Here is a 25,634-nt window from a genome sequence, read left to right as displayed (position 1 = left end):
CATTAAACGCGGGTCTGATGTCATGATTTTGGTGAGCGTTCCAGAGAGTTTGAGAGGCGGATAGCCTCTCATTAAAAAATATAAAGGAACTAATAAAATAATTGCTAAATAAAAATATCTTGTATATATCTTTTTTTGGAGGAAGAGGTTCTAGAAAGTTATCCCCGCTAGGATAAGTTGATCATTTATCTCTTTCTCCTTTTTCAAAATCAAAAATTTTTACTATTTTCGAATTCCTTTACGTCTTTAAAAAATGAAGATTAATTGTACTTATGCAAATTTTGACATTGTTAGATTATTTAACGTTTTATTGAGTTCAAACTCAAACAAAGAGCTTTTTTCTTCGTTTAGCTTTATTTTCTGATTTTTTTCTAAGTTTAAACTATTTATTTCTTCTTGATCAGCTTGTTTCAATAAAGCGAATAAAGAACGCTCTAGATACAATTCTCCCTTTTTTTCTTTATCAATCATGCCGCGGAGATATCCTCCTGGTGATTTTACAAGTCCTCTAGCATATTTTTCGAAAATGATAGCAATAGCCAGAGCTGTTTTTTTAAGCCCCATGATTTTTGTAGCTTGTTCAGCGGCATGTTCTGAAACTTTAATCATTCTGTACATAGGATACATAGAACGTATCAAATCGCTTTCTGTTTGGAGATTACATTCAGAAAACAAGGCAGCATTTGGCAAAGCCTTTTCTAGTATCTCCGGCTTAATTTGAGGCAATGTACTACCTTTTGAGGGAAGTGATGGTTCGGTTTTACCGTTCACTATATTTTCATAAGCCATTTTATCGTGACCGGAGGTCACATTAACGATTTGAGTGTGTTCAGAGTTATCTGAACACTCATTTTTGTTACAATTACAATTATAGTTAGGGGTTGTATTATGTAATTGCATAACATTTTTATTGTTTGTGCATAACATTTTTGTAAAAAATAAACGCTCTAAGAGCCAATTAAAAAGCTTAATAGCTTTTTCCAATTTAAAGGTGGACGCTTTAAAAGGAGAACCAAGAACAGATTTAACTTTATTCATACGATTTAAAAACATTGAAGCAATAGGTGTAAATTTTATTTCTTCAATACGAAGCCGTAATCGACGACAAACGCCACAAAAGGTTCTAACAGCCATATCATGATGTTTCTTTTCTTCTTTACTCTTTAAAATAGAGTGCTGAAGTTCATGGTAACGCGCGATTAAAATGCTAAGATCAATACCACAAGCAATTGGTACATGATGAGCAGAACTAAAACCATAGCGTTTATAATTAGCAGAATCCCGCATCACAATAAGACCTTTATCAAAAAGGCGTGAAAGCAACCTACTTACGTGAACAGATGTACAACCAATTTCCAGACCAATTTGATGGTTGGTTTTAAAAACTATTGGAATTTTACCTTTTTCAAAATGCGTAACTGGTACAGTATTCAAAAGTTTAGCTAATAAATGGGCTTCTGTTCCTTTGATAAGATCAGTTACTGGTAAGTCTTGTACAAGAAAAAGAAGTTGGCTTCTAGTAATGTGGCCAATATCGGTATTATCAGCAATTTTTATATATTCCCAGTGCTTTGAAGTTAATTTTCTACCAGATGTTTTATTAACCATAATTTTTAAAACCTCTCTATTGGAGGCAAAAAAATGCTAAAAATATCCCTTTTCTACAAAATTTCTCTTGCAGAATGCTTCACGATAAATTAAATTAGGAATTAGTTTGTTGAATTTAATTTACCGTATATGAGTACGGGTATTTTAGAAACCCTTCTGTTAACGCAGTTGGGTTTTTATTTTTTTGCCATTATATTTCCCTCTATTTGAAACGACTCATAGATTTACATAGTGAGTCAAGATGAAACTATATTCAAAAGAAAAATATTTTCAATATAGTAAAGGAAAATTAAGTCCCCATTTTCCCATTCTCTAATTCAACATTTTTTGTAAAAACAACTTTCCTATTTTTAAAAACAAGACTTGGATTAATAAAATACCAAGCTCTATGATTTTGTTTAGCAATAATACCTGCTTTTTCTAATTCAGCTACACCACGAAAAAAGGTTGTTGGTGATAATGCTAACTTACTTTCTTGAGCTTCAAGAAATGTTTTTAAAATAGCCTTATCTAAAATCACAGTATTAGTGCGAATTAATCTGTTTTGAAGTATCCAAGCCAAAACTAAAAAAACTTTTATTCCTGCTGCTTTTAAATCAAAAATTAGCGCCACATTGACAAGAATCTGCTCTTCTGGATCCTTAATAGAAACCACAATATCATTAATGAAAGGATTCTGATCGTGCCTAACGGTTTGCTTTCTTTGTTTATCTGATATACTAACTGTCATTTATGGTAATACAATTGCCATATTAAAATAATAAATCGAATCTCCAATAAGGATAATTTACATTCGCTCAAGTGTCAATATGACTTTTATTTTTGCGAAGAAAAAAATTCTTAAGTCGTAACAGGTGATAAAAAATCAACGGACGATCAAAATGGATAAAATAAACTTGCGAAAGCAAAAATATTCCCCGTATGAAAATCCTTTTCTTAAAAATTCTGAAATATTTGCTGATAATAAAATTGTTAAAACGTGCATTATACAACAAAAATTTATCAATTCTGACACTGATAAAATAGACGTTGTACCTATAATTCACGTCATAGAAAAAACAAATAAAGAAAATTTTATAGAAATATTTGCTGATGGCATTCAAGCAATTTTTAATTTATCTCGTACAGGACATCGTGCTTTGATAATAGTTTTAGAAGAATATCAATCTAATAAATCAACAAACGAAGACCCCAGTAGCGTTACCTTAATCTGGTTTGATGGGGGTATAAATGGAAAAAAGCGCGATATGGTCGACAGAACTTTTCACAACGGTTTAAGAGAACTTATACAAAAAGGAATTTTGAAACCAAAATTGCCTAATCAATACTGGGTGAATCCTATTTTGTTATTCAAAGAAGAAAAAGTTGCTTTTATGAAAGAATATCAAATAGAATCATCTTCTACCAAACCGGATATTTCATCCGTTGAACATCAAACAGATCTCGAAGATTTTATAACAAAATAACTTGTGTCATTTATTGTACTGTGTATATTATGGAGCATCTTGATTTAAGCGCGTGAGGGGAAAATAATGTCAAAATCACAAATAAGCAAAGAGGCGCTCGTCCTTTTGCTTTTATGGCTTCGTGGTCCTTTAAGATTGATACTAAGCCTTATAGTGATAATGGGGTTTATAGGATTGCTTACAATTCCTATTATGATATTATCAATAGGTTGGTCAAAAGCACTAATAAACATTACAATTTGTTCGTTTATATTAGGTTTTGGCTCTTTCCTTCTAATTTTTTATTATGATAAACTTATAAGATATTTACAATAAACTGTTCACATATTTTTCCATTAACAATACTAATAAAAAAACATAAAGATCACGATAATTAAATCTGTATTCCAATACAATAGATAATCATCTCATACCTTAGTTTGATGATATTAATACATATAATTTTTAAAGAGGGGAAAAATGAAAAAAATTATTTTAATATGCTTAGCTCTATTGACTATAGGATTGAATATTACAGGTTGTGGTAAAAGTGAAGAGGAAAAACGTAGAGCCCAACAAGAAGAACAAGCTAAAAAGTTTTTTGACGAAGAATTAACCTCTACAGATCGTGATCATGCATTTTAAAAAATGCTAGTATCAATCTCTAACTAAAGAAGTTACTATTTATTTCTCAAAAATAAAACCATAGCTTCTTTAGTTCTTATCTATTACAGATCCTGCTCCAGAAATTGTATTTTCAATATCAGATTGAGGTTTATTATCACTAGAAAATTGGATATCGTTATATTCTGGTGGTGTAGGTGGGGCATTAAGACTAAGGTTTGTGGCATTTTCCATTCCTGGAACACAAAAAGCAGCCATATGTCCAAGACCTTTTAAAGTCATATCGGCAGCATCTCTCATTTTTGGAAGAACTGAATTAGATTGGTCTGAAGCAGTCGATTTAGATTGGTCTGAAGTAGCCGATTTAGATTGAGGTTTACTAGTGCTAGTGGAACGGCTTTCCCCTCCTGCTACACGTGGATTTGCGCCCGATGTAGGTTTATTACCACTATCTTTAAAAGAGTTTCCAGTCATTTTAGAAGCGTTTACACTACTTCCTGTTCCACCAGCAGCGGATGCTCCACCAGCAGCGGATGCTCCACCAGCAGCAGATGCTCCACCAGCAGCAGCTGGTGCTGCTGCCCCACCAGTTGCTGCTACAGCAGCTACGCTCGCAGCTGCTCCTATAGCAGCGCCAGCCATTGCTCCAATAGTTGCACCACTCCCACCACTTGTTCCAGAAATTAAACCAGCAATAATTTCCGGAATAGTCTTTGTTAAATACGCACATAACAAAGAAAGTCCTAGCAGTGTCCAATTTGATGCATCAGAAAAAATATATGCTTTTCTCCATTCCATTATGGAATCTGTCATCAAGGTCACTAAGAGTGTTATTACAAAAAGCTTTGCTCCAACAGAGACAGCATAACGAAAAGCCGTTATGCTTATTTCTCGTGTCCATTGAGAAGCACCAAAACCCATAAATATTACAGAGGAATTAATCACAATATATGACTCTATAATTGTAACAGCCAGTAAAACTGCAATAAAACCAAAGCATAAAAAAACAACGGCAGCCTGAAGAGCAAGTAACACAGCAGTTATAGGATTCCAAGTGGTAGTATTTATCATAGCTAGAGCAAGCTTAATGCTTTCATCTAAAATTGCTCCAGGAAGAAGAGATCGAGTTCTTCCACTCGCATGAGCTGCTGCTGTACGAAAACTCTCAACAATAGCTGTCGCCCATTCTTGAGAATATTCTAAAAGAGCTGCAAAAAAACCTATAACAAGAATGAACTTCACTAACTCCCCAACTAAATCAGCAATATCAGATTGCTTAAACAAAAAAGGAATAAAGCTAAAAAGAAATTGAAGAATAGCCAATGACCAAAAAATACGAAAACCATAATGATGTAATTTCACCGCCCAACCACGAGATTGATTTTGTATCAAATCTATTAAACCATTAAATGATTTAGTACTATCTACAGATTTTGCAAAAGAAACATCTGCAAAAATGGTACAGCCAATAACAACCAGAAAAAATATTAAAAAAATGATTTTTTTATTTATTACCATTTGGTAATTTTCTATTTTTTTAAAATGCATGATTACGATCTGTAGAGGTTAATTCTTCGTCAAAAAACTTTTCAGCAGCAGCTTCATTTTTTGCTCTGCGCTCCACCTCATTAGCCGTGTAGTTTGCTTGTAAAGTGGTATTATTAGCAACAAGATCACGAAGTAGCTGCAACTGTTTCACTTGTTGTGCAGCAATTTCATTTCCAGCTTGAATAGCTTGCATACGCCCTTCTGCGCTTGCTGAACGATCAACAAGTTTTTGCATAAGTTTGTCTTCATCATCAAAACTGCTAGTGTTAATCCCTGCGGCTTCAATAGCAATACGGGAATTAGAAAGACCAGTTTCTGCCCACTTTCTATAATCTTTTTTTGGATTTACCTTTCCAGAATTTTTTAAGTAATTTTCATAACCAGGAAACATTTGTTCAAACCTGCTATTTAGATTTCCCATACTATAAGAAATGCTCTGGCCGTCTTGATAAACTTGTTTCAATTTTTGTAAAGTGTTCTGCAAACCATCAAATTGTGGACTCGAAAATGAAAGCCCCTGTTTTATCATATCTTTATATTGTTGAAGCTGCGTTTGAAGTTGTTTAGCTGTGTTGATTTGTGTATTAACAGCTTCAACATATTGGCTCATTTGGTTCCAAACAGTTGCACAATTTGAACAAAAAAATGCAGAAGCGTTCGTTGAATAAAACATGGAACACAAATTCACTAAACCAAACGCACTAAACAAAAAAAGAAACTTAAATTTTTTCAATATATTTTTCATAATTAACTCCCCTCATTTCAAGCCATTTTAAAGACCAGTTTTTTGAATCTTCATTGATAAGGTTTTTAACTACAGCGAGATCTTCTTTGCTAGAAATTGCTACAAAAGAAAGAGCAATATCACTTAATCCTAATTCAAAAAGACGGCGTCCAAGAATAGATTTATAATAATATTGCCTTTTCTTTTTTGCTGTTTTGATAATTTGAATTTCTTTATCATTCAAACCAATCATTCTATATAGGTCAACTGCTCCCGGGGATCCCTCCGCACCTTTTGTTTCTGCTTCTTCATTGGGAAGCAAAATCTTGGTAGGACACTGTTCCAACAAAACGTCAAGAATACCAGAACGAACTGCATCAGACAGGCTTTGTGTTGCCATGATTACAAGGCAATTCTTTTTTCTTAGTTCTTTTAACCATTCACGAATTTTCTCACGAAAAACAGGGTGTCCAAGCATAATCCATGCTTCGTCAAGTGAAAGAATAGATGGTTGTCCTTTCAAGCTTCTTTCAAAACGTCTAAATAGATATAACAAAACAGGTAAACCATTTTTATCACCTAACTTCATGAGTTCATCAATTTCATAGACAATAAAATCATTATGATCTTCAAACTGTTCTTGACCATCTAACAAATGTCCCATAGCACCAGAAATCGTATAATGTGCAAGTGCATCACGGATTTCTTTGTTCTGAATCGTAGTAACAAAATTACTGAGTGAACGCATGTTTTTAGGTGTTTGACTCATCTGCTTCATTGCACGATGAATTTCCATTTTTTGCTGAGGAGACGGTGCTTGACCCGTTTGTAATTCATAGCAAATAGCAATCCATTCTTGCGCCCAGAGATTATCGGCTTCTGTATCAATGTCTGCAAGAGGCATAAGAGCACCGACATCACTATCATTATCACCAATATCATAATGACGTCCATTTATAGCATAACACAATGTATATAATGAACGACCTTTATCAAAAGCAGTAATATTAGCAGGTAAATGCTTACCATCTTTATCTGTTGCTCTTGACCAATATCTACGCGCTTGCGCTAATAAAAACGCTAAAAGTGTTGATTTACCAGCTCCGGTTGGACCAAATACAAGTGTATGTCCAACATCATCAACATGTAAATTAATCCTAAATGGCGTTGCCCCTGTCGTTACCACTTGAGATAAAGCAGGAGAATTATCAGGATAGAGTGGACAAGGATTAAATTGTAAACCTGGCCAAACACTTGAGAGAGGTAACATATCAGCAAGGTTTTGAGTATTAATTAACGGACGTCTAATATTTGGATAAGTTTGACCAGCAATTGTCCCTAACCATGCTTCCATTGTATTGACTGTTTCAATACGAGCAGCAAAACCTCTATGTTCAATTTCACGTTTAATTAACCTAGCATTTTCTGCTAAAACCTCACGGTCTTCATGCATTAAAACAATTGTTGGTGAATAATACCCATAAGCAACAAGACCTGAACGAGCTTCGTTCATTGCTGTTTCAGCTTGTTGTGCCATCAACAAAGCATCCGTATTAATAGTTCCTTTATTAGTTTTAAAAACCTGCGAAAAAAAACCCCTCACTTTTTGTTGCCATTTCAATCTATATTTATTTAATGCGGCAACAGCTTCATGTTGGTCCATAAATATAAAACGACTTGACCATCTATAATGTAAAGGAAACCCATCAAGAATATCTAATATTCCAGGATAACTAGCCGATGGAAAACCATCAATTGAAATACATGTTATAAACTTATCTCCAAGACGTGGAGTATCACCAGGCCACAAGTCAGTATAACCTAGCCAAGAATCCAAATACATAGGACAATCTGGTATTCGAAGAGCAACCGCTTTGCCATTAATGGCATAATGTAAATAATTAACAAGCTGGTCGCTTTCATAAGTCTCATCACCATTCCTAATAGTGACCGCTTTCATTCGCTGCATTTTAAGAAGATCACCAAGACCAACATAAAAATCCTCTATTTTCTTTTTAAAATCGTCGAGTAAACGTTCAGCAGGTGTGGTTGATTCAACGGTATCGTCTTCATAAACAATTTCCCCCAACTTTGACGATTTTCGTGTAGGCGGTAGATACTGCATTAATAAAGCGTATTCTGTTTCGTAGTGCGTATCACTTCGCTGAAAATAAAACCGTCTTTCTGCATCAATCAACGCTGTAATAGGATCAGGAAAATGAGACAATTCAGGATCTGAATAACTTGGCGACTCTAGGCGTATAGCATCGACCCATATCGCCCATCCAGAATGAAATCGAGAGAGATATGTGTTAACCAAACTTGTTATATAATTTCTTTCTGCATCCGTTGCTGACATGGGGTCATCCCCACGGATAAAAAACCCAGCCAATAAAGAACCATCTTTTCCCAAAATAATGCCGTCATCAATTAAAGCTGCAAAATTTAAAAGATCAGGAAGTCCAGCAAGCGTAGAGCGAAAATGTTTTAACTTAAACATTAATAAGGCCTTGTTGATTTTGCAACACGAAATGGTCGTGAAAACGGAGCGTAATAACTGCGATATCTCAATTGACGAATATAAATTCGAGACAAGATAGGATCAAATTTGGCCATTCTACGTAAAACGTAAAGACAAACAACCCAGATACAAATACCAATAGTTGCTGCTACAATGTTCATTGCTGAAACAATAAGAATTCCAGTTAAAAGCATTGATAGCAGCATTAATTCACGTTCTCCTCCCATAATTTGTTGAGGTCTGTGAAGAGAACGAAACAATTGTGTATATTGTTTGCCTCCCATTAAAGTCCTCCAACCACAACGTTAGCAGGAACAACAGCACCAGAAAAGAGAGCGCCTGTAAGAAGAGTGTTTGCAAAAACAATCACACTTATAACCAAAACAAGGTAGATAATACGCTTTACAAACTCGCTAACTTCACCACCAAAAATCAGTGTAGCTCCACCAGCAACAAGCCCCAATAAAGAAACCACAAAAGCAACAGGACCAGAAACTGATTTTTTCAACTTCTCAAGAGGTGCCTCCCATGGAAGAGACGCTCCACCACCAGATGTTGCATCAGAAGCATATGCAATATCTCCCAAGATAAGATAGAGAAAGACTGCCGCCCCTATAATAAGAAAAAACAACACAATGTGATTATATAAATTACTTCTTGTTTGTGTTAAAGATAGTTGCATATTTTGCTCCTTTAATGAATGATATTTGTTATGTACCTGTTGAGTGCGTGGTCGTACTCACAAACTTCAATAATTTCTTTGACTTTGCGACCTGAGGAGGTTTTTTCAATACTCAAAACTACATCAATTGTTTCCGCTATCAGTGATTGCATGGAAGCAATGGTTACTTCTGATATTAATTGTTGGATTCTTGTTAATCCTGCTGTTGCATCATTGGCGTGAACGGTAGCTATTCCGCCTGGATGTCCAGTATTCCAGCTTTTTAACAAAGCTAAAGCTGCGCCATCTCTTACTTCGCCAACAATAATGCGATCTGGTGCCATACGCATAGTCACCTTTAACAACCGCGTCATATCAATATATTCCACAGCTCGAAATGTTACAGTATTAGGTGCAGCGCATTGAAGTTCAGCTGTATCTTCAATGATTACAAAGCGCTCTTCAGGAAATGTATCTGTCATTTCCTTTAAGATTGCATTCGTTAAGGTAGTTTTTCCAGTTCCTGTTCCACCCACAACAAGAATATTTTTATGATCTTTAACAGCAACATTTAAAAGCGATCTTTGATGTGGAGTAATGATGTTTTTTGCAACATAGTCATCTAAAGTAAAAATTTTCGTTGCTTTTTTTCGAATTGTAAATGTTGGGGCGGAAACGATAGGTGGAATTACCGCTTCAAAGCGGCTTCCATTCATTGGTAATTCGCATTCAAGAATAGGATTTTCTTTGGTAATTTGCGTTCCAAGAGCTGTAGCTACTGTTCCCATAGCGGCTTCTGCCCTATGCGCATCCACCATGCCGACAGCTTTTTTAGGTTCTCCCAAATGTTCAACCCATAATGTACCATCAGGATTTAACATAATTTCTATGACTGTAGGATCATCTAGGTAACCCCATATCTGCGGTCCAAATTCAAAACGCAGCTTCTCAATGAGACGTCTATTTTGCTCTGAACTTCGTCCACCTTTAAATGCTGTAACAGCCATTCTCCCATCCCCGCTTTTAAGAATATACCCCGTTCACTCTAGATAATGAGAAGAATGTAAAACTTAAAGCTTTTTAAAATAATGTCGGCATAATAATTTAAAGATTAAATTTGAACAACAAAAATATCTATCGTAATAGCAAAAATCCATATTCCTGTTACTTAAATTCTATGGTTTTTTATTAAAGAGAATGACCTTTATCGCGCGCAAGATCTATACCTATAGCTTTAGCTTGCATTTTTTCATAAAGTTTTCGCATCACCTTCATATTGTCCCTCCGCACATCAATGATTGATTTCTCAACTGATGTTAAACGCGCTTTGTCCAGATTTCCTAGTCGTGTATAATGAGACGCCATTGCTTTTCGCGCTTCATCATAAGGCAATCCTCCTTTACGATGCTTTGGTAGACTATGTCCTCTATTTATCGCATCATATTTCTCAGAATTAGAAACCAATTTTATGTGATCTTTAACAACATCTATTTCAGTTAATGCTGTTTCAAGGCTACTGGCCATAGCTTTACTATTAGCATACCGAAGCAAATCATCCTTTATAAGATCACTCTCCGTATCAAGAAGCGATGATAAATCCCCACTTTTTCCAACATTACGAATATGATCACATAGATTACTTCGCACATTGTGTAATTTTTGAGATACTAATGTTTTTTCAAGATCTTGTACTAGTATACTTTGTTGTAAAAAAAGCTCTTCTAATTTATTAGAAATGATGACCTCCTATTACAACACCTTTATCTAACCAGTCCGGGCCATATTTTTCATCAGCACTTTTGGTAGAAAATCCCATATCTCGTATAAATTGCGCTCCACGTTGATGTCTAAGAAGTAAAAGTGCATGTGCTGGATATTCAGCCATCGCTAACCATTCCCAAGTTGCTTTGTTATCATTCGCCTTGGAAGCTGCTTCTGCTTCAACCATATAGATACTGTTTTGAGAAAGACCACCTGCTCGTAATTCCTCGCGTTCAGCATCAGTCATATAACTTTTTGGTAATTTATTTTCCATGAAAACCTCCTTATCTTAGTGTATGTTTACATATTAATTTAAAGGCTAGATCTGAGCAATAAAAAACAAATCCTCTACCTAACTAAAACTCACTTTCAATTTCGCGATTTTTTCTTTCTCTATATGAAGCTGCGTTGGGATTTTGAGAAAGTTTTTGTTCTCTATCCTGCAAAATATGAGATCTTACACGAGAAATCATAGCTTTATCACTTGAATTAATATTACGACCATTGAGGGTAGTTGCTCTTTGGCGAAGTTGATTAGCAGCTTCACGCTCTTCATAAACATATTGATCATCAAGTGCTGTTGTTGGGTCATCAATAGCAAATTGGTCCTGCATATTTGCAAGTGTTTGGAGTCGCTCGGACATCACTCTTGCTTCTATTTCGGCAATTTTCATTTTAGATGTAAAATCGCTTCTGGCTTTATCACTACCATGTATTCTTTTGTAATCGTCCCAATCAGAAAATTTGTTCTCTTCTTTCTGAAATTCCGGATAAACTACTCCTCCTCCAACATCTGCTGCCGCATTATAAGCAGCGGTAATTCCAACATTGGTTCCTTTTTTTCCATTAGAAAGTAATTTTTCTTGCGAAGCATGATCATTATCCGCAACAAACAAAATTACGCGATCTGGATATTTATCACGCATTACTCTACCTACAGTTTTTAAATTTCCAGAGTCAAAAGCTGCTACAACTGGCATATGAGTCATTTGTGCTACAGAAAAAGCTGTTGCATATCCTTCCGCAATAAGGATAGGATTTTCTAAATCATTATTAAGAGCGGATATTCCTACATTATTAGAACCTACAATCGTAAAACACTCATGTTTTTTCCCATCTTTCATAAAAGATTTGAAAGTAGGATTAACCGTCTGAAGGGTACTTAAATTATTATCTTTATCCCATATTGGAATAATTAAATCACCTGCCAAAAATGTGCGTATATTAGGATTGCTTTTTTTTATTATTTTTGCTTCCTCAACAGATTTTGCAACTCTCACCCCTTGTTTTTTAATGTCCTCTGGAAAATCATCTGGAACCTCTCTTAAATCACTCGTCTGATTTATACCTTTAAGCTTACAATATGCATTATCTGGAGTTGCTATTTTACTAGCTTCCCATATTTGTGATGAAAGTATCGCTACATTATTTTGTTTTTCGGCAATCTCTTTTTTTAAAATTTTTTGTCGCTCTTTAGCTTCTATGGCTAATCTTTTTTTTTCTTCTAAAGATAAAGGAGCCGCAGACTTTTCAGGTTTCCAATAAATTTTGTCACCAGTGCGAAAATTTTGAATATAGCCACCATCCAATGAGGAATAACCAATATAAGCCCCACTCTTTTGAGTTTTTTTATCATTTTCAACGGAAACTCTATGCAATTTTCCATCCATAAGTGGATTTTCAACAATTAAACCAGCAGAACGGAGCGCCTCCTTGAACTGTTGTTCTATCGGCAAAGTTGTGTTTTTTTCTGCATCTCCATGAGAAAACCTAGTCAAGCCTTTTTCAATTAAATTTGTACCAGCAGGAACATACCAAGATTTTGCATCTTTATCCCACTTAGCTCCAGCGGCTTTTGCCTCTTCTTTTTGTGAATAAGGAACATTCAAAAAAATCTTTTCTGTATTAGCTAATTCACGATCAGTGTTTATCGATATAAATGACTCTTTCTCAGCCTCAACAACTTTGACTGTTTCTAATCCCATTATGAAATTTTTGATTTTTTCTGCTTCAAAAGCCGCTCTAAAAATTTCTTTTGGATCATTCTGCATAACTTCAATCCATGAAGAAACATAGGAAGCGTTATGACTTGGATCATAACCTATATTCAGTTCCTCTCCAATCATAAAGGAGGCAATAGTTGTTCGAAGCTTTTCTTTGGCATATCCAGAAGAACCAACAGGATACATCATGTCACGATTAAGTCTTGAAAAATGTCCAGTCCAATGTCCAAGTTCATGTAATGCCGTAGCATAAAAATAATCACTTGAATCAAATTGAGATTGTTTCGGTAAAAAAATAGTATCACTATCACCACCACGATAGAAAGCATGATTTCTATCATCAATATCAATTTTTGCGCCAGCTGCGGTTAAAAGTGCTTTTGCTCGTGCATGTCTTACCTCTTCCGATAAAATAGGACGTGGTTCCAATGGGGGTAATCCATCAATTTGTTCACCATTAAAAACTTTTGCTAAAAAAATACGGGGGTAAGAAAGTTTTTCAAACTTCTCATGTATTTTTCCTTCATCATCATAAAAAGAGACCTTTTCATTCTGTTTCCAATAAATAATATCCGTACTTTTCATACCTTTTTTAATTCTACAGTCCATTTCATTTGCTTGCTGATATGTAAGCCAACGTGGATCAGTATATTTTTGGCTTGCAAGCCAAAGATTATTAATACCATTATAATTTTTACCTGTTTGTGGATTATAAGGAGACTTCACACATCCGGGAGGTAATGGTTGCTGCCATGGTGCCGCTCCTTGTTGAAGCAGTTTAATAAAATAATCTGTTACTGTTTTTGCATACTCAAAACTCATCACTCCCCCCTATATCATTAAAATTATCAATTTCAGATGGATCTGTAATACACGACGAATCCCAAGCGTCTTCTTCTGAAAGGGCTGTTTCTAAAAAAACTCCATAGCTTTCTGCTTCTTCTGAATCCAACTCAACTTGTATTCCGGGTATAAAAACATCATTTAAAACTGTAGAAATTACATGACATACTTGTATTCGCGCTTTTTTCATTATTAAAATCTCAATTCTTAAAAGTTAGAATGGGTTTAGCAGAACCTATAATATTCATAATCGGAACAGCTCCAAAATAACGACTATCAAAACTTACAGGATCAAAACTTGAAACAAACCAAGCATATCCTTCTTCAACAAGGTATTTTCCATTTGGCATACTTGATATTCCCCCCCTTCTTTGGCTATTTTTCAATAAATGACCATTAACACTGATACCATTTTCAGTTATGTTAATCACATCACCAGAAAGAGCTACTAATGGTTTCAAAAAAGGAACAGACCCGCTAGGACAAGCTCCAGATTGAAGATATCCTTTTTCAATAAACATCTTAACGATAGGTACATCTGGAGGACAAACCTCCATAAGCTCCCCCCTTCGTACCTCTTTTTGAAAATAATTAACTTTCCAAAGACCTACAGGCGCCGAATGCGAATAATTAATTCTGAACCCTTGGGAAACGGCAAAGAGAACAAAACATGCGAGCGCAATAGTACATAAAGTAAGAATGGCCATAGCCTGTTTCATGAGAGAACAAAGCCTTTTTTATCTTCTTTGCTTTCATTTCTCTGATGCAAACGATCTGTAGAAGGAGGAGAAATTTTTGACCTTTCTGAAAAAACTGGATCTAAAAAATAAAGAATTTGTGTTCCCCTAATGACGCTATTTCCAGCTACAAAAATAAGCATTTCCCCAGGTTCAACAATATTCCCAGAATTATCTTTTTTTGCTCCAGGCAGGCGCATAATTTCATCGGGCGTCATCAATGGGCGGCGTGTTTCTTCATAAGACGTTGAAACCTGTTCAAGTGCCATACCAAAACGTTTTCCAGAAGTGGAAATCTTTTCGCGAACAACCGTCGTCTCTCCCGCCATTTTACTCATCCATTCGGCTGTTTCGACTTTATTAGGAGCGTAAGCAATACGAATATGACAATTTGAAATAATACTTTCATTTGTGGTGTAAGCTTTGTAGAGCTGCTGCACATCTTGAGTGATGATATAAGCTTTAAGCCCGTACCCAGCAATATAGGCAAGAGCCTTTTCAAAAATTTCCAATTTTCCCAAAGTTGGAAATTCATCAAGCATTAAAAGCAAACGATGTTTGTGACTGGTTTTGGATCTTCCATCATCAAATTCCATGCGATCTGAAAGAGAAAGAACCATTTGTGTCAATAGCAATCGTGCTAATGGTCTCATTCTATCTAAATTACGCGGCGTTGTAATGAAATACAGTGAGACGGGATCTTCAGTATCCATCAAATCACTAATATAAAAATCACAATATTTTGTGTTTTCACCAACAATAGGATCACGATAAAGAGACAGAGCATTATTTGCCGTCGAAATAATAGACCCTAACTCGCGTGCTGGTGTTCCAGCCATACGACGGCCAACACCGTTGATAACAAGTTTTGCTTCTTTATCTGCGTCCTGAAATAGAGGCTCATCACTTTTTATATCAAGATTTTCCATTTCATGAAACAAACTAGAAAGCGCTTTTGGATCACCGTCTTCATCAAAATCATCATTATTTTCAATAACAGTAGCAAAATCTCCTACTCCCGTTAACATGTGTGCACAATCTTGCAAACAAGGTATACGTCCAATTTTTTCTGCCTTGTAAAGAGCATGAAGAATGAGACCATTCAAAAGTTCAAAAGCCGCAGATCTAAAATGATCCCCAGCAATTCCTTTTCCATCATCATCAATAACCATTAAGGCTATGTTTTGTGCATCCGCTACTTGATAACGTGTTCTGAAACGAATTTCTCCTAATGGATTCCATGAACATCCAACTTTTGGTTCTGCCGGATCAAATCTTAGAATCTTATTCCCTGCATACTTTTTCCGCCATCCAGAAGTCATGGCATAATTTTCACCTTTTGTATCAAGAACAAAAAGACTGTGTGGCCAACTCAAAAGAGTAGGTACTACTAAACCAACACCTTTACCAGAACGTGTAGGCGCTAAAGCTGCTATATGCTCTGGTCCATCATGACGCAAATAATGCAACATTCCTGTTTTTGGATCAGCAAATGCTCCACAATATACACCCTCTCCTTTCTTTTTATGTGGTATAAGCCCCATTTCTTGAATTTCATCAAAATTTGCAAAATGCGCTGTTCCATGTAAATCATCGGTACTTTTGTTACTCCTTGAAGAAAAACCAGCCCAAAGAGTAAAACCAACAAATCCAATCAAAAGACCAGCACAAAAGAGAACAAATATTACATTACACTGACTAGGAGCATAATCATAAAATTTAAAGACCCAAGAAAACCAAGAAAAGGGCGAATACACTCCTTTAAAATTAGAACCAAGAGAAACACTATAATGAAAAGTATGTGCTAAATATTGTGTACAAAATTGATTAAGGAGAATAAAATATACAATGAATAAAAAGATAAATATCAATCGAGATTTTCTTTTGGGTGTATGTGTAGATTGATTTCCCAATTTCCCCCCCTTATTCATTGTTAATGTATATATCAATATACTAAATACAAATATAATATCTCTTAAAGAGAATGACCTTTATCACGCGTAAGATCTATACCTATAGCTTTGGCTTGCATTTTTTCGTAGAGTTTTCGCATCACCTTCATATTGTCCCTCCGCACATCAATGATTGATTTCTCAACAGATGTTAAACGCGCCTTGTCGAGATTCCCCAATCGTGTATAATGAGATGCCATTGCTTGTCGCGCTTCGTCATAAGGCAAGCCACCTTTCCGATTTTTGGATAAACTATAAGCCTCATTTATCACCTTATATTGTACAGGATCACCAACAAGCACCACATGCTTCTTAACAACATCTATTTCAGTCAAAGCCGTTTTAAGGCTATTAAACATTGATTTGCTATTGGAATACCTAAACAAATCATTTTTTATTATGCTCCGCTCTATATCAAGAAGCGATGATAAATCCCCACTTTTTCCAACATTACGAATATAATTACACAAATCATTTCGTACATCACATAATCTCTTAGAAGCTAATGTATCATTGATTTTTTTCACATAGCCTTCTTCACGAGACAAAATCCGTTCTAATTCTTTAGAAATATTGCCCCCCTATCATAACACCTTTGTCTAACCAATCTGGACCATATTCTTTATCCGCATTCTTGGTGGAAAATCCCATATCACGTATAAATTGCGCTCCATTTTGAGATCTAAGAAACAAAAGTGTGTGAGCTGGTAAATCAGCCATTGCTAACCATTCCCATGCTGCTTTGTCATCACCAGCATGATCTGCGGCTTCTGATTCAGCAATGTAGATACATTCTTGATCTAAACCGCCTACTCGTAATTCCTCACGTTCATCATCAGTCATATAACTTTTGGGTAATTTCTTTTGCATAGAAAACTCCTTTTTGTAATGCTTATCCATATTTAATTTAATATTTGAATACGATCAATTAAAATGCTTATGGTTTCTTTACACAAAATTGTTTTTTCAATCTAAAATAAGTAGCATGAGAATTTCCCAAAAATCTCTACTAAGAATTAAAGCAGTTTTTTTTAAAATTAATAAGGATGTGCCGCCATTGGATGACCTTTCCAAGCAGGTAAAATAATATCTTTTGTTACCATGACATTGAAATTATAACCAGGACGAATAATTATTGTTGGCTGAATACCTAAATTTTTACGTGTCATTTCAATACCGACTTCGCCCCATTGTCTACCAAGCTCTGCCGCTAACGTTTCTTTTGCTGTCTCTGTTTTACTATCATCATTACCTGTCTTATGTGTTTTTTGAGACAATTGTGAAGCTCCCGAAATGACAGAAAGTAAAAAAGCATTACCAAAAATTTTTAAATAATGATTATGAACCTTATCCTTAAATCCAGCATAACCAGACTGATCTGTCCCCGGCATATTCCCAAGAGATAAAGAAGAACCATCAGGATAAATAACTCTCGACCAAGCAATAAGCGCTCTTTTTTGACCAGTAGATACACGACTATCATATGTTCCTATCAGCCTCGACCCCATAGGAATTAAAACATTTTGACCAGTAGCGGAATCGTAGACACTTTCTCTTACTTGAGCTATAATTTGTCCAGGCAGATCACTATTAATACCACTTATCATAACACTAGGAATAATGGTTCCAGCCTTAATCTCAAGACTTGCCTTGATAGCTTCTTGACGCGTATTTTTTAAATAAACAGCTGCTTCTGGAGATTGAGATAAAAAAGCAATTTTTTGTGATTGCATATTAGGATCATGTCCTCCATCACCATTGTACAACGATGAATTAGCGGATAATCCAGATCGACCAAATAAATTTTCAAGAGTTGCTTTTTGCGGATCTGTATCTTGAACTTGAGACTGATTTTGCATCTTTGAATTAATTGTAAAAGAAACCATAGGATCAGAATCTAAAGCAGCCTCCATTTTAGCAAAACGCCTCTCTACAATATGTGTTAATAATCTCTTTTGTGTTTCATCTTCTTCATCTACAATTTCATCGAGTTGCTTTTGTTCTGGATCTTTTTTTACCAACTGCTTAGTTTCAATTGGTTTGGTTGACTGTGCTGGTAAGGTCTCTGGTAATTTTGCTTGAACATAATCATCACCCTCTGGACGAATTGGCAACGGTGTTTCATCCACAAATAATTTTTTCTTGTTTTCTAAGACAACATTATTAGATTGCTGTCGCAACATAAAAGTATATGTAATACCAAGCAGAGCAAAAAAAATGATACCTATAGCACCTATAAAAGGTATATTGTTTAACCGCCGTACACCTCGTCCTTTAGGTTTTACAGAAAAAAAATCTGGGGATTCAGAAGGACTGCTTTTTTGATTGTTTTTCACCCTTTACCCCCATCATCTACACGAGCAATAAAAGGAGCGGCCGGTACAATATTTCCAGTTTTTAAACGAACATAATGACGCGTTATTTCAGTTAAACCATATTGTGCCACCAATACTATACCTTGATCCAAGGGCATCACTTTGTAGGTTAAATTTATACCCGTGTTTTTATGTTTTTCTGGTTGATATGTATAAATTACACCGTAGCCATTCCTTTGTAGAAGACTAACCAATAAAGATGTAAACTTATCTTCTGTATCATTTGTTTTTACAATAAATGTTGTAGTTGCAGGCGGCAAAGGATCTCTAAGATAGCGAACAAAATCACTAGTAATTAAATTTGCATCATTCTCCGTAATATTTTGATCAACATAATTAACCAACAAAGGTGAATGGCGACTTATAGACGTGCAACCAACTGTCAAAGCAAGAGGTAACAGCAATAAATATTTTAACATTTTAACGCCCCCTAATAATTGTTACTCTCTGCTGAGAACTTCCTACACCAGAAATCATAGCTACTTTGCTAATAACGGCATCAACAACATATCTATTTCCAATAATGCGATAGTTTATTAATCTTTCACTAGGCTTTTTTAAGAAGCCACCATCATCACCAACAGCAATTAAAGCAGGCGCCATTCCTCTAATTCCATCACTAGGTAATTCAATGTAAGTTTTAAACCCATCTGTATAAACCCGTCTCGGATACCATTTAATTCTTCGATCACTAATCGTAATACGAAAGTTAAAATCAAGAGCAGCTAAGTTTTGACCTGTTGCTAATGTATTACGGCTTTTATCTGTAGCCGCTTTATACGCAGACCAATCTTGATCTGTATCATCAGGATAAATAAAAGAAAGAACAGGAATTGAAGAACTTTGCGTACTAGCAAGTTTGATCATATAAGTACGGCGATCCGTCGTAATAAAGAGATTTGTTGTTAAACCAGCATCTACAGGCTTTACAACAACATAAGTTGTTTCTGCGGCTCCTACACCACTTACCGTGGGACTAATCTTCCATCTTACAGTATCACCAGCATGGAGAGAATTTATAGTCTCTCCAGATTGTAACTGAATCGTGCAAACCTCTAATGGTGTACACACCAATGTAGGCAAAGTAGCTCCATAAAGATATCTAACACTGCCGTCACCAGAATATATAGGTCTTTTGGGATTATTCTTCCATTGATTTGCTAATCTAATTCCCCATGCTTCCTTATCAGTAAGATGTATTCTTTGAGGAGAAACAAAATTAATGTTGTGTGATACATCTGTCGCCAGAGCTTTTGATGTTACAAAAATCACTGTACTTATAAAAATAAATTTCTTAAACATAAAATTCCCGCTTTACGCTTTACTATGATTGTTCTTAAAGTCTTGGCGTCCATGCAAATTGTTTAACATATAATCCAATAGGATTTAGCATCATTTGCTTTTCAGTTTTTGGTATTGCTAAAATAATTGTAGCGGTAGCTTGCCAAAGTTTACTATCAATAATAGCTCCGGATCGTGCTCTTTTCTTTTCAGTCCATTCAATTTGCCAAGTATCATTAGAAACAGGAACAATTGCATTAACTTGAATTTCTACTGTCTCCATTGAAGCACGTGAATAAGGATCATTTTGTTTATGATATTCAACAAGCATAGCATATGCTGGTGATTGAGGTAAGGTCATTGAGTATGTCTGGTTTATGAGATCTTCTTCTGCTCTCATATCAACATAAACAGTACGTGCCCCAATCAGCCAATTACGTAATGCCGCCCGAATATGGGTTGCGTTTGGTTTAGAAGCAACATTTGCCTTTGATAAATGCGTTACCTCACCGACCGAATTGGTTTGCACTATATAAGGAACAATAGTTTCTTCATTTGCTTTCCAAATGAATGCTCCTACTGACATTGCAGTAATAATAATCATTCCAAAAGTTGCTAAACGCCAATTATTAGCGGATTTAATATAATCCCCATACCTTTCCATCCATTCTCTACGCGCTATAATATAGGGATTAGAGGGTTTGTCTTTTATAGAATCTTTGCTTGCTTTCACAGTCCCCCCCTTAATTATAAAGTTAAACAGCTCTCTTTAAAGATAAATTAACTTTCTTATGAAACATTTTTCGTTGAATGTGAAGAAAACAATTCCGACTTATCCATAAAATAATTATCTCAAATCAAAAAAATATATTTTTAAACTGAAAAACATACTTTAAGTCTCTATTTCTTTATCTGAAATATTTTTAACACTGTTTTTTGTAATCTTGACTTTTATGCCTTTTTTCCAATACCCAGCTTGAATGAAACCTCTCTTTGTAGTTTCCTTGACAAAAATTTTCTGATTTTCTTCAAAAAGAAGATAATTCTTTTCTCTAATTTTTCTACGCCCTACATAATTAAATACGGATTCTTCACCGTTCCATGCAACATAAGGAAGATTTTCAGTATATTTATTTCGCTCTTCTATCCACTCTTGAAGTGAATTATCAATGTTATCTTTGCTGTGTTGCTTCACTTCATTCTTTAAAGCGTTTAAAACAGGATCATCAAAGACAACATTCATATTGTGAACACCAGCCAATTTAGCAACTTCTTGTTTGAATTCTTCTGTGCCATTTAATACAAGTGGCTGATCTTTAAATTTTTCAACAGCAAGACTTAAAGCAATATACGCTGACCCAGTAGTAAATTTTTGTGCATGAATTTTCTCACCAGCATCAATAATGGTCCCACCATCAATGCTTTTATACAAAATATTTCCATTCTTCAAAAAAGAAGGTTTTAAATTCTTACGTAAAAATTTACCTGTTTTTCCAGCTGTTTTCCCAGTTAACAAATTATTAGATAAAACAACGCGACGCTCATTCATTGAATGCAAAACATCCATAGCATCTTTATCACCAATATTTGCTTGTTGGTGTAACCAATCTAACCAATTTGGAAATCTAGTTTCTGCTAACTTTCTTTTAGCTATCGCTTGCTTTGTTCTTAATTCTTGTTGACGAAATGCTTTTTGTAATTTTAACGTTTTTCGTATTCCCGCACGTAAACTTTTTGGTGTCAGTCTCAATAAAGAACTTTGTTGTTTATACCACATAAACAGTTGATTATAAAAAGCATCCTTTTGCGTACGTAATATTTGATATTTTTCTCGTCTTTCTAAATCGCTTGCATTTTTTTGTTCCTTATATCGAGAATACAAAAGTGTCTTAGTTTTACTGTTTTTTCCACGTAAAACTGGTACATATTGCTTCTGTATAATTGGCTTATAATCTTCATAAGTACCAAGTCTCTTTTCAAGAGCTCGTAAAGACAATGCTCTATTACAACTGCTAGCTTTAACCCATAAATCAAGATCAGGAGCTCCTATGACTAATCCACTCCCTTGTTTTTTTACAACGAGACCATGATCAGCAAAACTCTTATGCAGCGCTAACCAATCTGTATAATTAAGTTCTTTAGATATCCTTCCAACATAAGTTGAAAGAGATTCAACTCCGGTCCTATACTCAAAGTTTTTTATCTTTGGTTGCTTGATATTTTCAATGTCACATTCTAATCCATGTGGTGTCTTGATTAAGTTATATTCTTGTTCAATTGTTTGACAGGTTTTCATAAGTGTACGTTTGTCAAAAAAAGGTTCGTAATTACGAAAATTTTCAGGATTTATTTTGTTGATAGCAATATGAATATGCAGATTTTCTGTATCTTTATGGATAGCTGAAATACGTTGATGATTTTCGTAACCTAGCGCAGCACAAAATTTATCTTCAATTGCGTAGAGTGTTTCTCTCTCTGGAGTTTCTCCAACCGGAAAAGATAAGACCAAATGATATGTTTTATCAGTCTTTGATCTTTTATTTTGATCTTGAGTTTTTAAAATGAATTCTGTTGCCATAACAGGATCATCTGTATGACAATTTGTAACTCTTACTGATGCTACTTTTGCGCTATTTTGTATATTATCATCAATTATGTAATCGGATGTAAGTTTCCAATCTCTTGGTAAACTTCCCCCATCTAAATCCATAATATAACGAGCCAATCGTGCCATATTGGATGTTGATTTTTTTCTTTCAACACGCTTAGCAATCATAGTGCGGATATTTTTTCAAAAATTTGTTTTTGGAGTTCACGAAATGCTACCATCATTTTATCTATATCATTTGGTACTCCACCTTTCCCGTTATTTGTAACTAACCATAATTTTAATAAACCAGCTACTCTCCCTAAATCGCCTTGTAGCTTAGTGAGGTCCTTTACCGCCTCATAATCTATATTCGCTTTTACGGGTTCAAGTTGTCCAGTAGTACGCAGGTAAGTAGAAATAGACAAGCCTGTCTGTTTTGCATTTTCTTCTATGCTTTCTTTTTCCTCGAAAGTGCACCAAACACTTAATCTAAATTTTCTTGGTCGTGTCATTTTTTCTCTCTTAAATTGCGGATGCAATCAAACCTCGTAGAGCAAGATACGTTGAGCATTTTATGCGAATAAGTTGAGTAATGTTAGTTGCGTAGCGCTACATTACACATCTTGCCATTTTCTGAAAGAAAAATTTTTATAAAACTTACAAAAATATCTCTTTAATTGACAATTTTATTTATTTTTTGTAAAGATTTGATAAGTTTTGTAAAGAATTATAAAAAATTGGTAAGTTAATGAAAAAAAAAACAGAATGGGGGAAAATGCGAATAGTCTTTCTAGCCAACAAAGATTTAATTTTAAAATCCATTAAAGAAGGGTATTCCCTAAAAGAAATTTTAAGAAAAAATCCAAATTTAAATATTTCATATGACGCCTTAGCATCATATGTGCGAAAATATTTAAAAAATAATCTTGAGACTACTGCTGCATCAGATTTATCAGTAAAAACTCAATCCAAAGAATCTACTTCTGCTAATCCTATTACAACACAACAAAAATCACGTACATTTATACACGATACAAACAAAAAATTAGAGGATATGATATGACAAATATTCACATGACCTTACAAGGTAAAGGAGGAGTAGGAAAATCATTTGTAGCTAGTCTTGTGATGCAATATTTACTAGAAAATAAAATAGACGTAAAAGGTATAGACACTGATCCTGTTAATCAAACTTTTGCTAACTATAAAAATTTTAATGTAAAGCATTTAAAACTTCTCGAGCAAAGCGTAATTATTCCCCGTAATTTTGATACTCTTATGGAAGAATTGCTTCATTCTAATTGTCAATATGTTATTGATAATGGAGCTACAACATTTTTACCTCTAGCCTATTATTTAAAGGAAAATGAAGCTTTTGATCTGTTGGCCGCTGCTAAAAAGAATGTAATTATTCATACAATTATCACTGGTGGACAAGCACTAGCCGATACATTATCTGGATTATTTTCCATATGTACCCAAATTCCACAAACAGCAAATATCGTCGTTTGGAAAAATGAATTCTTTGGTCCCATTATAGCTAATGGAAAAAACTTCGAAGAAATGAAAGTATTTGAAGAAACTAAAGAAAGAATTTCTGCTATTGTTACAATTCCACAACAAACATCTAGCACTTTTGGGGAGGATATAAAAACAATGCTTGATAAAAAATTAACCTTTAACGAAATTACAAATTCAAACGAATTCAGCATTATGGCCAAAAGCCGCTTAGCGCGCGTCAAAAGCATGTTATTTGACCAGATAGCTATTATTCCAGGAATATAAAATGTCCGTTGATATTGATGCCATTCGGCAAAAAATAACTAAAGAATTTAATCAACTTGTTCCACCAAATGATCCAATTCTCATGACTGTTTTTTTATCTGATATAATGCTAGATTCAGCTTTAAAAACACTTCACGAACATCAAAATCAAATGATCAGTTACATTTTAACTGCACGTAATGCTATGGTAGAGGAAGAAAAAAAAACAGCTGGAAAATTAATAACTGAAGCAGCCACATATATAAACAAAGAAATCAACCAAGAAATGAGTAAAAACTTGAATTATATTTCTGAACAAATGAAATCATATGAAATCTCATTATCCAAAGTCTCTGATATAAAATCAAGTGTAGATGATAATATGGAAAGATTTTTAAAAAAAATCAGAAATTATGGAATATTAATAGGTGCTAGTTTATTAGCAAATATTCTCTGTTTTTTTGCTCTTATAATCCATTATTATATAAATTAATATTTTTTAAATCACTTAAAAAAAGTACAGACTTTTTAAAATTCTTATTCAGTGTTTATATCTCACAATGAAGCCGCATCTTTATGATACGGCTTTTTTTACACTTAAGAAGCAGGCGCCCCCCGCACCTGCTATTTTATTTACGCAACATCCTCATACTCATCACGAAAATAATCATCATCACTACCAAATCTTGGAATTGCCTCATCATGAATTTGATCATATTCAGTTAAAGAGGCGGCGCTATGAATACAAGAATCGCCAGATACATAAGCACCACAAACCACGGCATCATCAACGACATAGGAATAATCACAAATATAAGCACCATCACTTATTTTTGCATTGCCACCGACATGAGCATTATCACAAATAACAGATGAATCAGAAATATGAGCATGTCCACTTACAGAGGCGTTATCATAAATTTTTGCATTACCTTCAATTACAACAGCGTTTTGAATATGGGCGTTGCCATAAACCTCACAATAATCATTTATTGTCATGCCTTCAAAAATAGCATTGCCATAAATTTGTGCATCACCATAAACGTCTACAAAAAAGCTTTTCACTTTACCATTTTCATAAACCCTTGCATTTTGAAAAACGCGTGCTTTATCGTAAACCCAGCAATTGCCATCATGAGATAAGTTGCTTTCCTTTTCAATATAACCACCAAGATCACCAGCCTTGACATCATCAAA

28 protein-coding genes are annotated in these 25,634 nt (G+C 34.7%); 5 read left to right on the top strand and 23 right to left on the bottom strand.

The features are described 5' to 3' along the window. Positions 1 to 270: 270 nt before the first annotated feature. On the bottom strand, positions 271 to 1,608 hold the full coding sequence (gene repC / locus ACFIJW_RS04975) for a replication initiation protein RepC (RefSeq protein ID WP_375627840.1): 1,338 nt from the start codon (positions 1,606 to 1,608) through the stop codon (positions 271 to 273). Between the two features lie 289 nt (positions 1,609 to 1,897). Next, positions 1,898 to 2,338: a hypothetical protein gene (locus ACFIJW_RS04970; protein ID WP_375627839.1), complete on the bottom strand. Its 441-nt coding sequence runs from the start codon at positions 2,336 to 2,338 to the stop codon at positions 1,898 to 1,900. A gap of 151 nt (positions 2,339 to 2,489) precedes the next feature. Between ACFIJW_RS04970 and ACFIJW_RS04965 the strand changes: the two genes are divergently transcribed. Next, positions 2,490 to 3,074, top strand: coding sequence for a hypothetical protein (locus ACFIJW_RS04965; protein ID WP_375627838.1), 585 nt, complete (start codon positions 2,490 to 2,492; stop codon positions 3,072 to 3,074). A 459-nt stretch (positions 3,075 to 3,533) separates the two neighbouring features. Then, positions 3,534 to 3,698, top strand: coding sequence for a hypothetical protein (locus ACFIJW_RS04960; protein WP_169728635.1), 165 nt, complete (start codon positions 3,534 to 3,536; stop codon positions 3,696 to 3,698). Between the two features lie 69 nt (positions 3,699 to 3,767). Here the strand turns inward: ACFIJW_RS04960 and trbL are convergent, their stop codons facing one another. The 20 genes from trbL to ACFIJW_RS04860 form a co-directional block, all read right to left on the bottom strand. After that, positions 3,768 to 5,195, bottom strand: a complete 1,428-nt coding sequence (trbL, locus tag ACFIJW_RS04955) for a P-type conjugative transfer protein TrbL (RefSeq protein ID WP_375627837.1) — start codon at positions 5,193 to 5,195, stop codon at positions 3,768 to 3,770. 19 nt (positions 5,196 to 5,214) lie between these two features. Continuing rightward, on the bottom strand, positions 5,215 to 5,970 hold the full coding sequence (trbJ, locus tag ACFIJW_RS04950) for a P-type conjugative transfer protein TrbJ (RefSeq protein WP_375627836.1): 756 nt from the start codon (positions 5,968 to 5,970) through the stop codon (positions 5,215 to 5,217). Continuing rightward, complete coding sequence (locus ACFIJW_RS04945) at positions 5,945 to 8,449, bottom strand: transporter (protein WP_375627835.1); 2,505 nt, start codon at positions 8,447 to 8,449, stop codon at positions 5,945 to 5,947. Before ACFIJW_RS04945 ends, trbJ begins: the two co-directional genes overlap by 26 nt. Then, complete coding sequence (gene trbD, locus ACFIJW_RS04940) at positions 8,449 to 8,754, bottom strand: conjugal transfer protein TrbD (RefSeq protein WP_208438669.1); 306 nt, start codon at positions 8,752 to 8,754, stop codon at positions 8,449 to 8,451. The genes ACFIJW_RS04945 and trbD overlap by 1 nt, the downstream gene beginning before the upstream one ends. Next, complete coding sequence (locus ACFIJW_RS04935) at positions 8,754 to 9,152, bottom strand: TrbC/VirB2 family protein (RefSeq protein ID WP_208438668.1); 399 nt, start codon at positions 9,150 to 9,152, stop codon at positions 8,754 to 8,756. Before ACFIJW_RS04935 ends, trbD begins: the two co-directional genes overlap by 1 nt. Positions 9,153 to 9,163: 11 nt before the next feature. Continuing rightward, positions 9,164 to 10,138 (bottom strand): P-type conjugative transfer ATPase TrbB, encoded by a 975-nt coding sequence (trbB, locus tag ACFIJW_RS04930; protein ID WP_375627834.1) that lies wholly within the window; start codon positions 10,136 to 10,138, stop codon positions 9,164 to 9,166. A 181-nt stretch (positions 10,139 to 10,319) separates the two neighbouring features. Then, entirely contained in the window at positions 10,320 to 10,778 is a 459-nt protein-coding gene (locus ACFIJW_RS04925; protein ID WP_375621674.1) for a hypothetical protein, read from the bottom strand. An 82-nt stretch (positions 10,779 to 10,860) separates the two neighbouring features. After that, complete coding sequence (locus tag ACFIJW_RS04920; RefSeq protein WP_375621675.1) at positions 10,861 to 11,166, bottom strand: hypothetical protein; 306 nt, start codon at positions 11,164 to 11,166, stop codon at positions 10,861 to 10,863. A gap of 82 nt (positions 11,167 to 11,248) precedes the next feature. Next, positions 11,249 to 13,717 carry a zincin-like metallopeptidase domain-containing protein gene (locus ACFIJW_RS04915; protein ID WP_375627833.1) on the bottom strand — a complete coding sequence of 823 codons (2,469 nt, stop codon included), beginning with the start codon at positions 13,715 to 13,717 and terminating at the stop codon, positions 11,249 to 11,251. Beyond that, the gene (locus ACFIJW_RS04910) at positions 13,707 to 13,928 is read right to left on the bottom strand and encodes a conjugal transfer protein TraD (protein ID WP_208438664.1); all 222 of its coding nucleotides are present in this window, start codon (positions 13,926 to 13,928) and stop codon (positions 13,707 to 13,709) included. The genes ACFIJW_RS04915 and ACFIJW_RS04910 overlap by 11 nt, the downstream gene beginning before the upstream one ends. Positions 13,929 to 13,938: 10 nt before the next feature. Then, positions 13,939 to 14,457: a conjugative transfer signal peptidase TraF gene (gene traF, locus ACFIJW_RS04905; protein WP_273788580.1), complete on the bottom strand. Its 519-nt coding sequence runs from the start codon at positions 14,455 to 14,457 to the stop codon at positions 13,939 to 13,941. Then, positions 14,454 to 16,388: a type IV secretory system conjugative DNA transfer family protein gene (locus ACFIJW_RS04900; RefSeq protein WP_375633505.1), complete on the bottom strand. Its 1,935-nt coding sequence runs from the start codon at positions 16,386 to 16,388 to the stop codon at positions 14,454 to 14,456. The genes traF and ACFIJW_RS04900 overlap by 4 nt, the downstream gene beginning before the upstream one ends. Positions 16,389 to 16,450: 62 nt before the next feature. Then, positions 16,451 to 16,975, bottom strand: a complete 525-nt coding sequence (locus ACFIJW_RS04895; protein ID WP_375633504.1) for a hypothetical protein — start codon at positions 16,973 to 16,975, stop codon at positions 16,451 to 16,453. A 16-nt stretch (positions 16,976 to 16,991) separates the two neighbouring features. Continuing rightward, complete coding sequence (locus ACFIJW_RS04890; RefSeq protein ID WP_273788577.1) at positions 16,992 to 17,297, bottom strand: hypothetical protein; 306 nt, start codon at positions 17,295 to 17,297, stop codon at positions 16,992 to 16,994. Between the two features lie 167 nt (positions 17,298 to 17,464). After that, the gene (locus ACFIJW_RS04885; protein ID WP_375633503.1) at positions 17,465 to 18,763 is read right to left on the bottom strand and encodes a TrbI/VirB10 family protein; all 1,299 of its coding nucleotides are present in this window, start codon (positions 18,761 to 18,763) and stop codon (positions 17,465 to 17,467) included. Then, positions 18,760 to 19,221, bottom strand: a complete 462-nt coding sequence (locus ACFIJW_RS04880; protein ID WP_375627829.1) for a hypothetical protein — start codon at positions 19,219 to 19,221, stop codon at positions 18,760 to 18,762. The genes ACFIJW_RS04885 and ACFIJW_RS04880 overlap by 4 nt, the downstream gene beginning before the upstream one ends. A gap of 1 nt (position 19,222) precedes the next feature. Then, the gene (gene trbG, locus ACFIJW_RS04875; RefSeq protein ID WP_273788574.1) at positions 19,223 to 20,104 is read right to left on the bottom strand and encodes a P-type conjugative transfer protein TrbG; all 882 of its coding nucleotides are present in this window, start codon (positions 20,102 to 20,104) and stop codon (positions 19,223 to 19,225) included. A gap of 34 nt (positions 20,105 to 20,138) precedes the next feature. Continuing rightward, the gene (locus ACFIJW_RS04870) at positions 20,139 to 20,816 is read right to left on the bottom strand and encodes a VirB8/TrbF family protein (protein WP_273788573.1); all 678 of its coding nucleotides are present in this window, start codon (positions 20,814 to 20,816) and stop codon (positions 20,139 to 20,141) included. Positions 20,817 to 20,975: 159 nt separating this feature from the next. Continuing rightward, a complete protein-coding gene (gene traI, locus ACFIJW_RS04865; RefSeq protein ID WP_375627828.1) occupies positions 20,976 to 22,859 on the bottom strand; it encodes a TraI/MobA(P) family conjugative relaxase in 1,884 nt (627 codons plus the stop codon). Continuing rightward, on the bottom strand, positions 22,856 to 23,185 hold the full coding sequence (locus tag ACFIJW_RS04860; protein ID WP_273788571.1) for a plasmid mobilization protein: 330 nt from the start codon (positions 23,183 to 23,185) through the stop codon (positions 22,856 to 22,858). The genes traI and ACFIJW_RS04860 overlap by 4 nt, the downstream gene beginning before the upstream one ends. A 236-nt stretch (positions 23,186 to 23,421) precedes the next feature. Here ACFIJW_RS04860 and ACFIJW_RS04855 point away from each other — a divergent pair, with 236 nt between their 5' ends. Genes ACFIJW_RS04855 through ACFIJW_RS04845 form a run of 3 tightly spaced genes read left to right on the top strand, consistent with a single transcriptional unit; the run spans position 23,422 to position 24,930 of the window. Beyond that, positions 23,422 to 23,736, top strand: a complete 315-nt coding sequence (locus tag ACFIJW_RS04855) for a TraK family protein (RefSeq protein ID WP_273788570.1) — start codon at positions 23,422 to 23,424, stop codon at positions 23,734 to 23,736. Next, a complete protein-coding gene (locus tag ACFIJW_RS04850; RefSeq protein ID WP_273788569.1) occupies positions 23,733 to 24,458 on the top strand; it encodes a conjugal transfer protein TraL in 726 nt (241 codons plus the stop codon). Before ACFIJW_RS04855 ends, ACFIJW_RS04850 begins: the two co-directional genes overlap by 4 nt. A gap of 1 nt (position 24,459) precedes the next feature. Further along, positions 24,460 to 24,930, top strand: coding sequence for a hypothetical protein (locus ACFIJW_RS04845; RefSeq protein WP_375627827.1), 471 nt, complete (start codon positions 24,460 to 24,462; stop codon positions 24,928 to 24,930). A 140-nt stretch (positions 24,931 to 25,070) separates the two neighbouring features. Here ACFIJW_RS04845 and ACFIJW_RS04840 read toward each other — a convergent pair. Next, a partial coding sequence (locus tag ACFIJW_RS04840) for a hypothetical protein (protein ID WP_375627826.1) occupies positions 25,071 to 25,634 on the bottom strand: 564 nt, incomplete at its 5' end.

The sequence above is a fragment of the Bartonella sp. MM97QHHN genome (assembly GCF_042194285.1).
Lineage (GTDB): Bacteria > Pseudomonadota > Alphaproteobacteria > Rhizobiales > Rhizobiaceae > Bartonella.
This window is presented reverse-complemented; position numbering and strand designations above follow the sequence as displayed.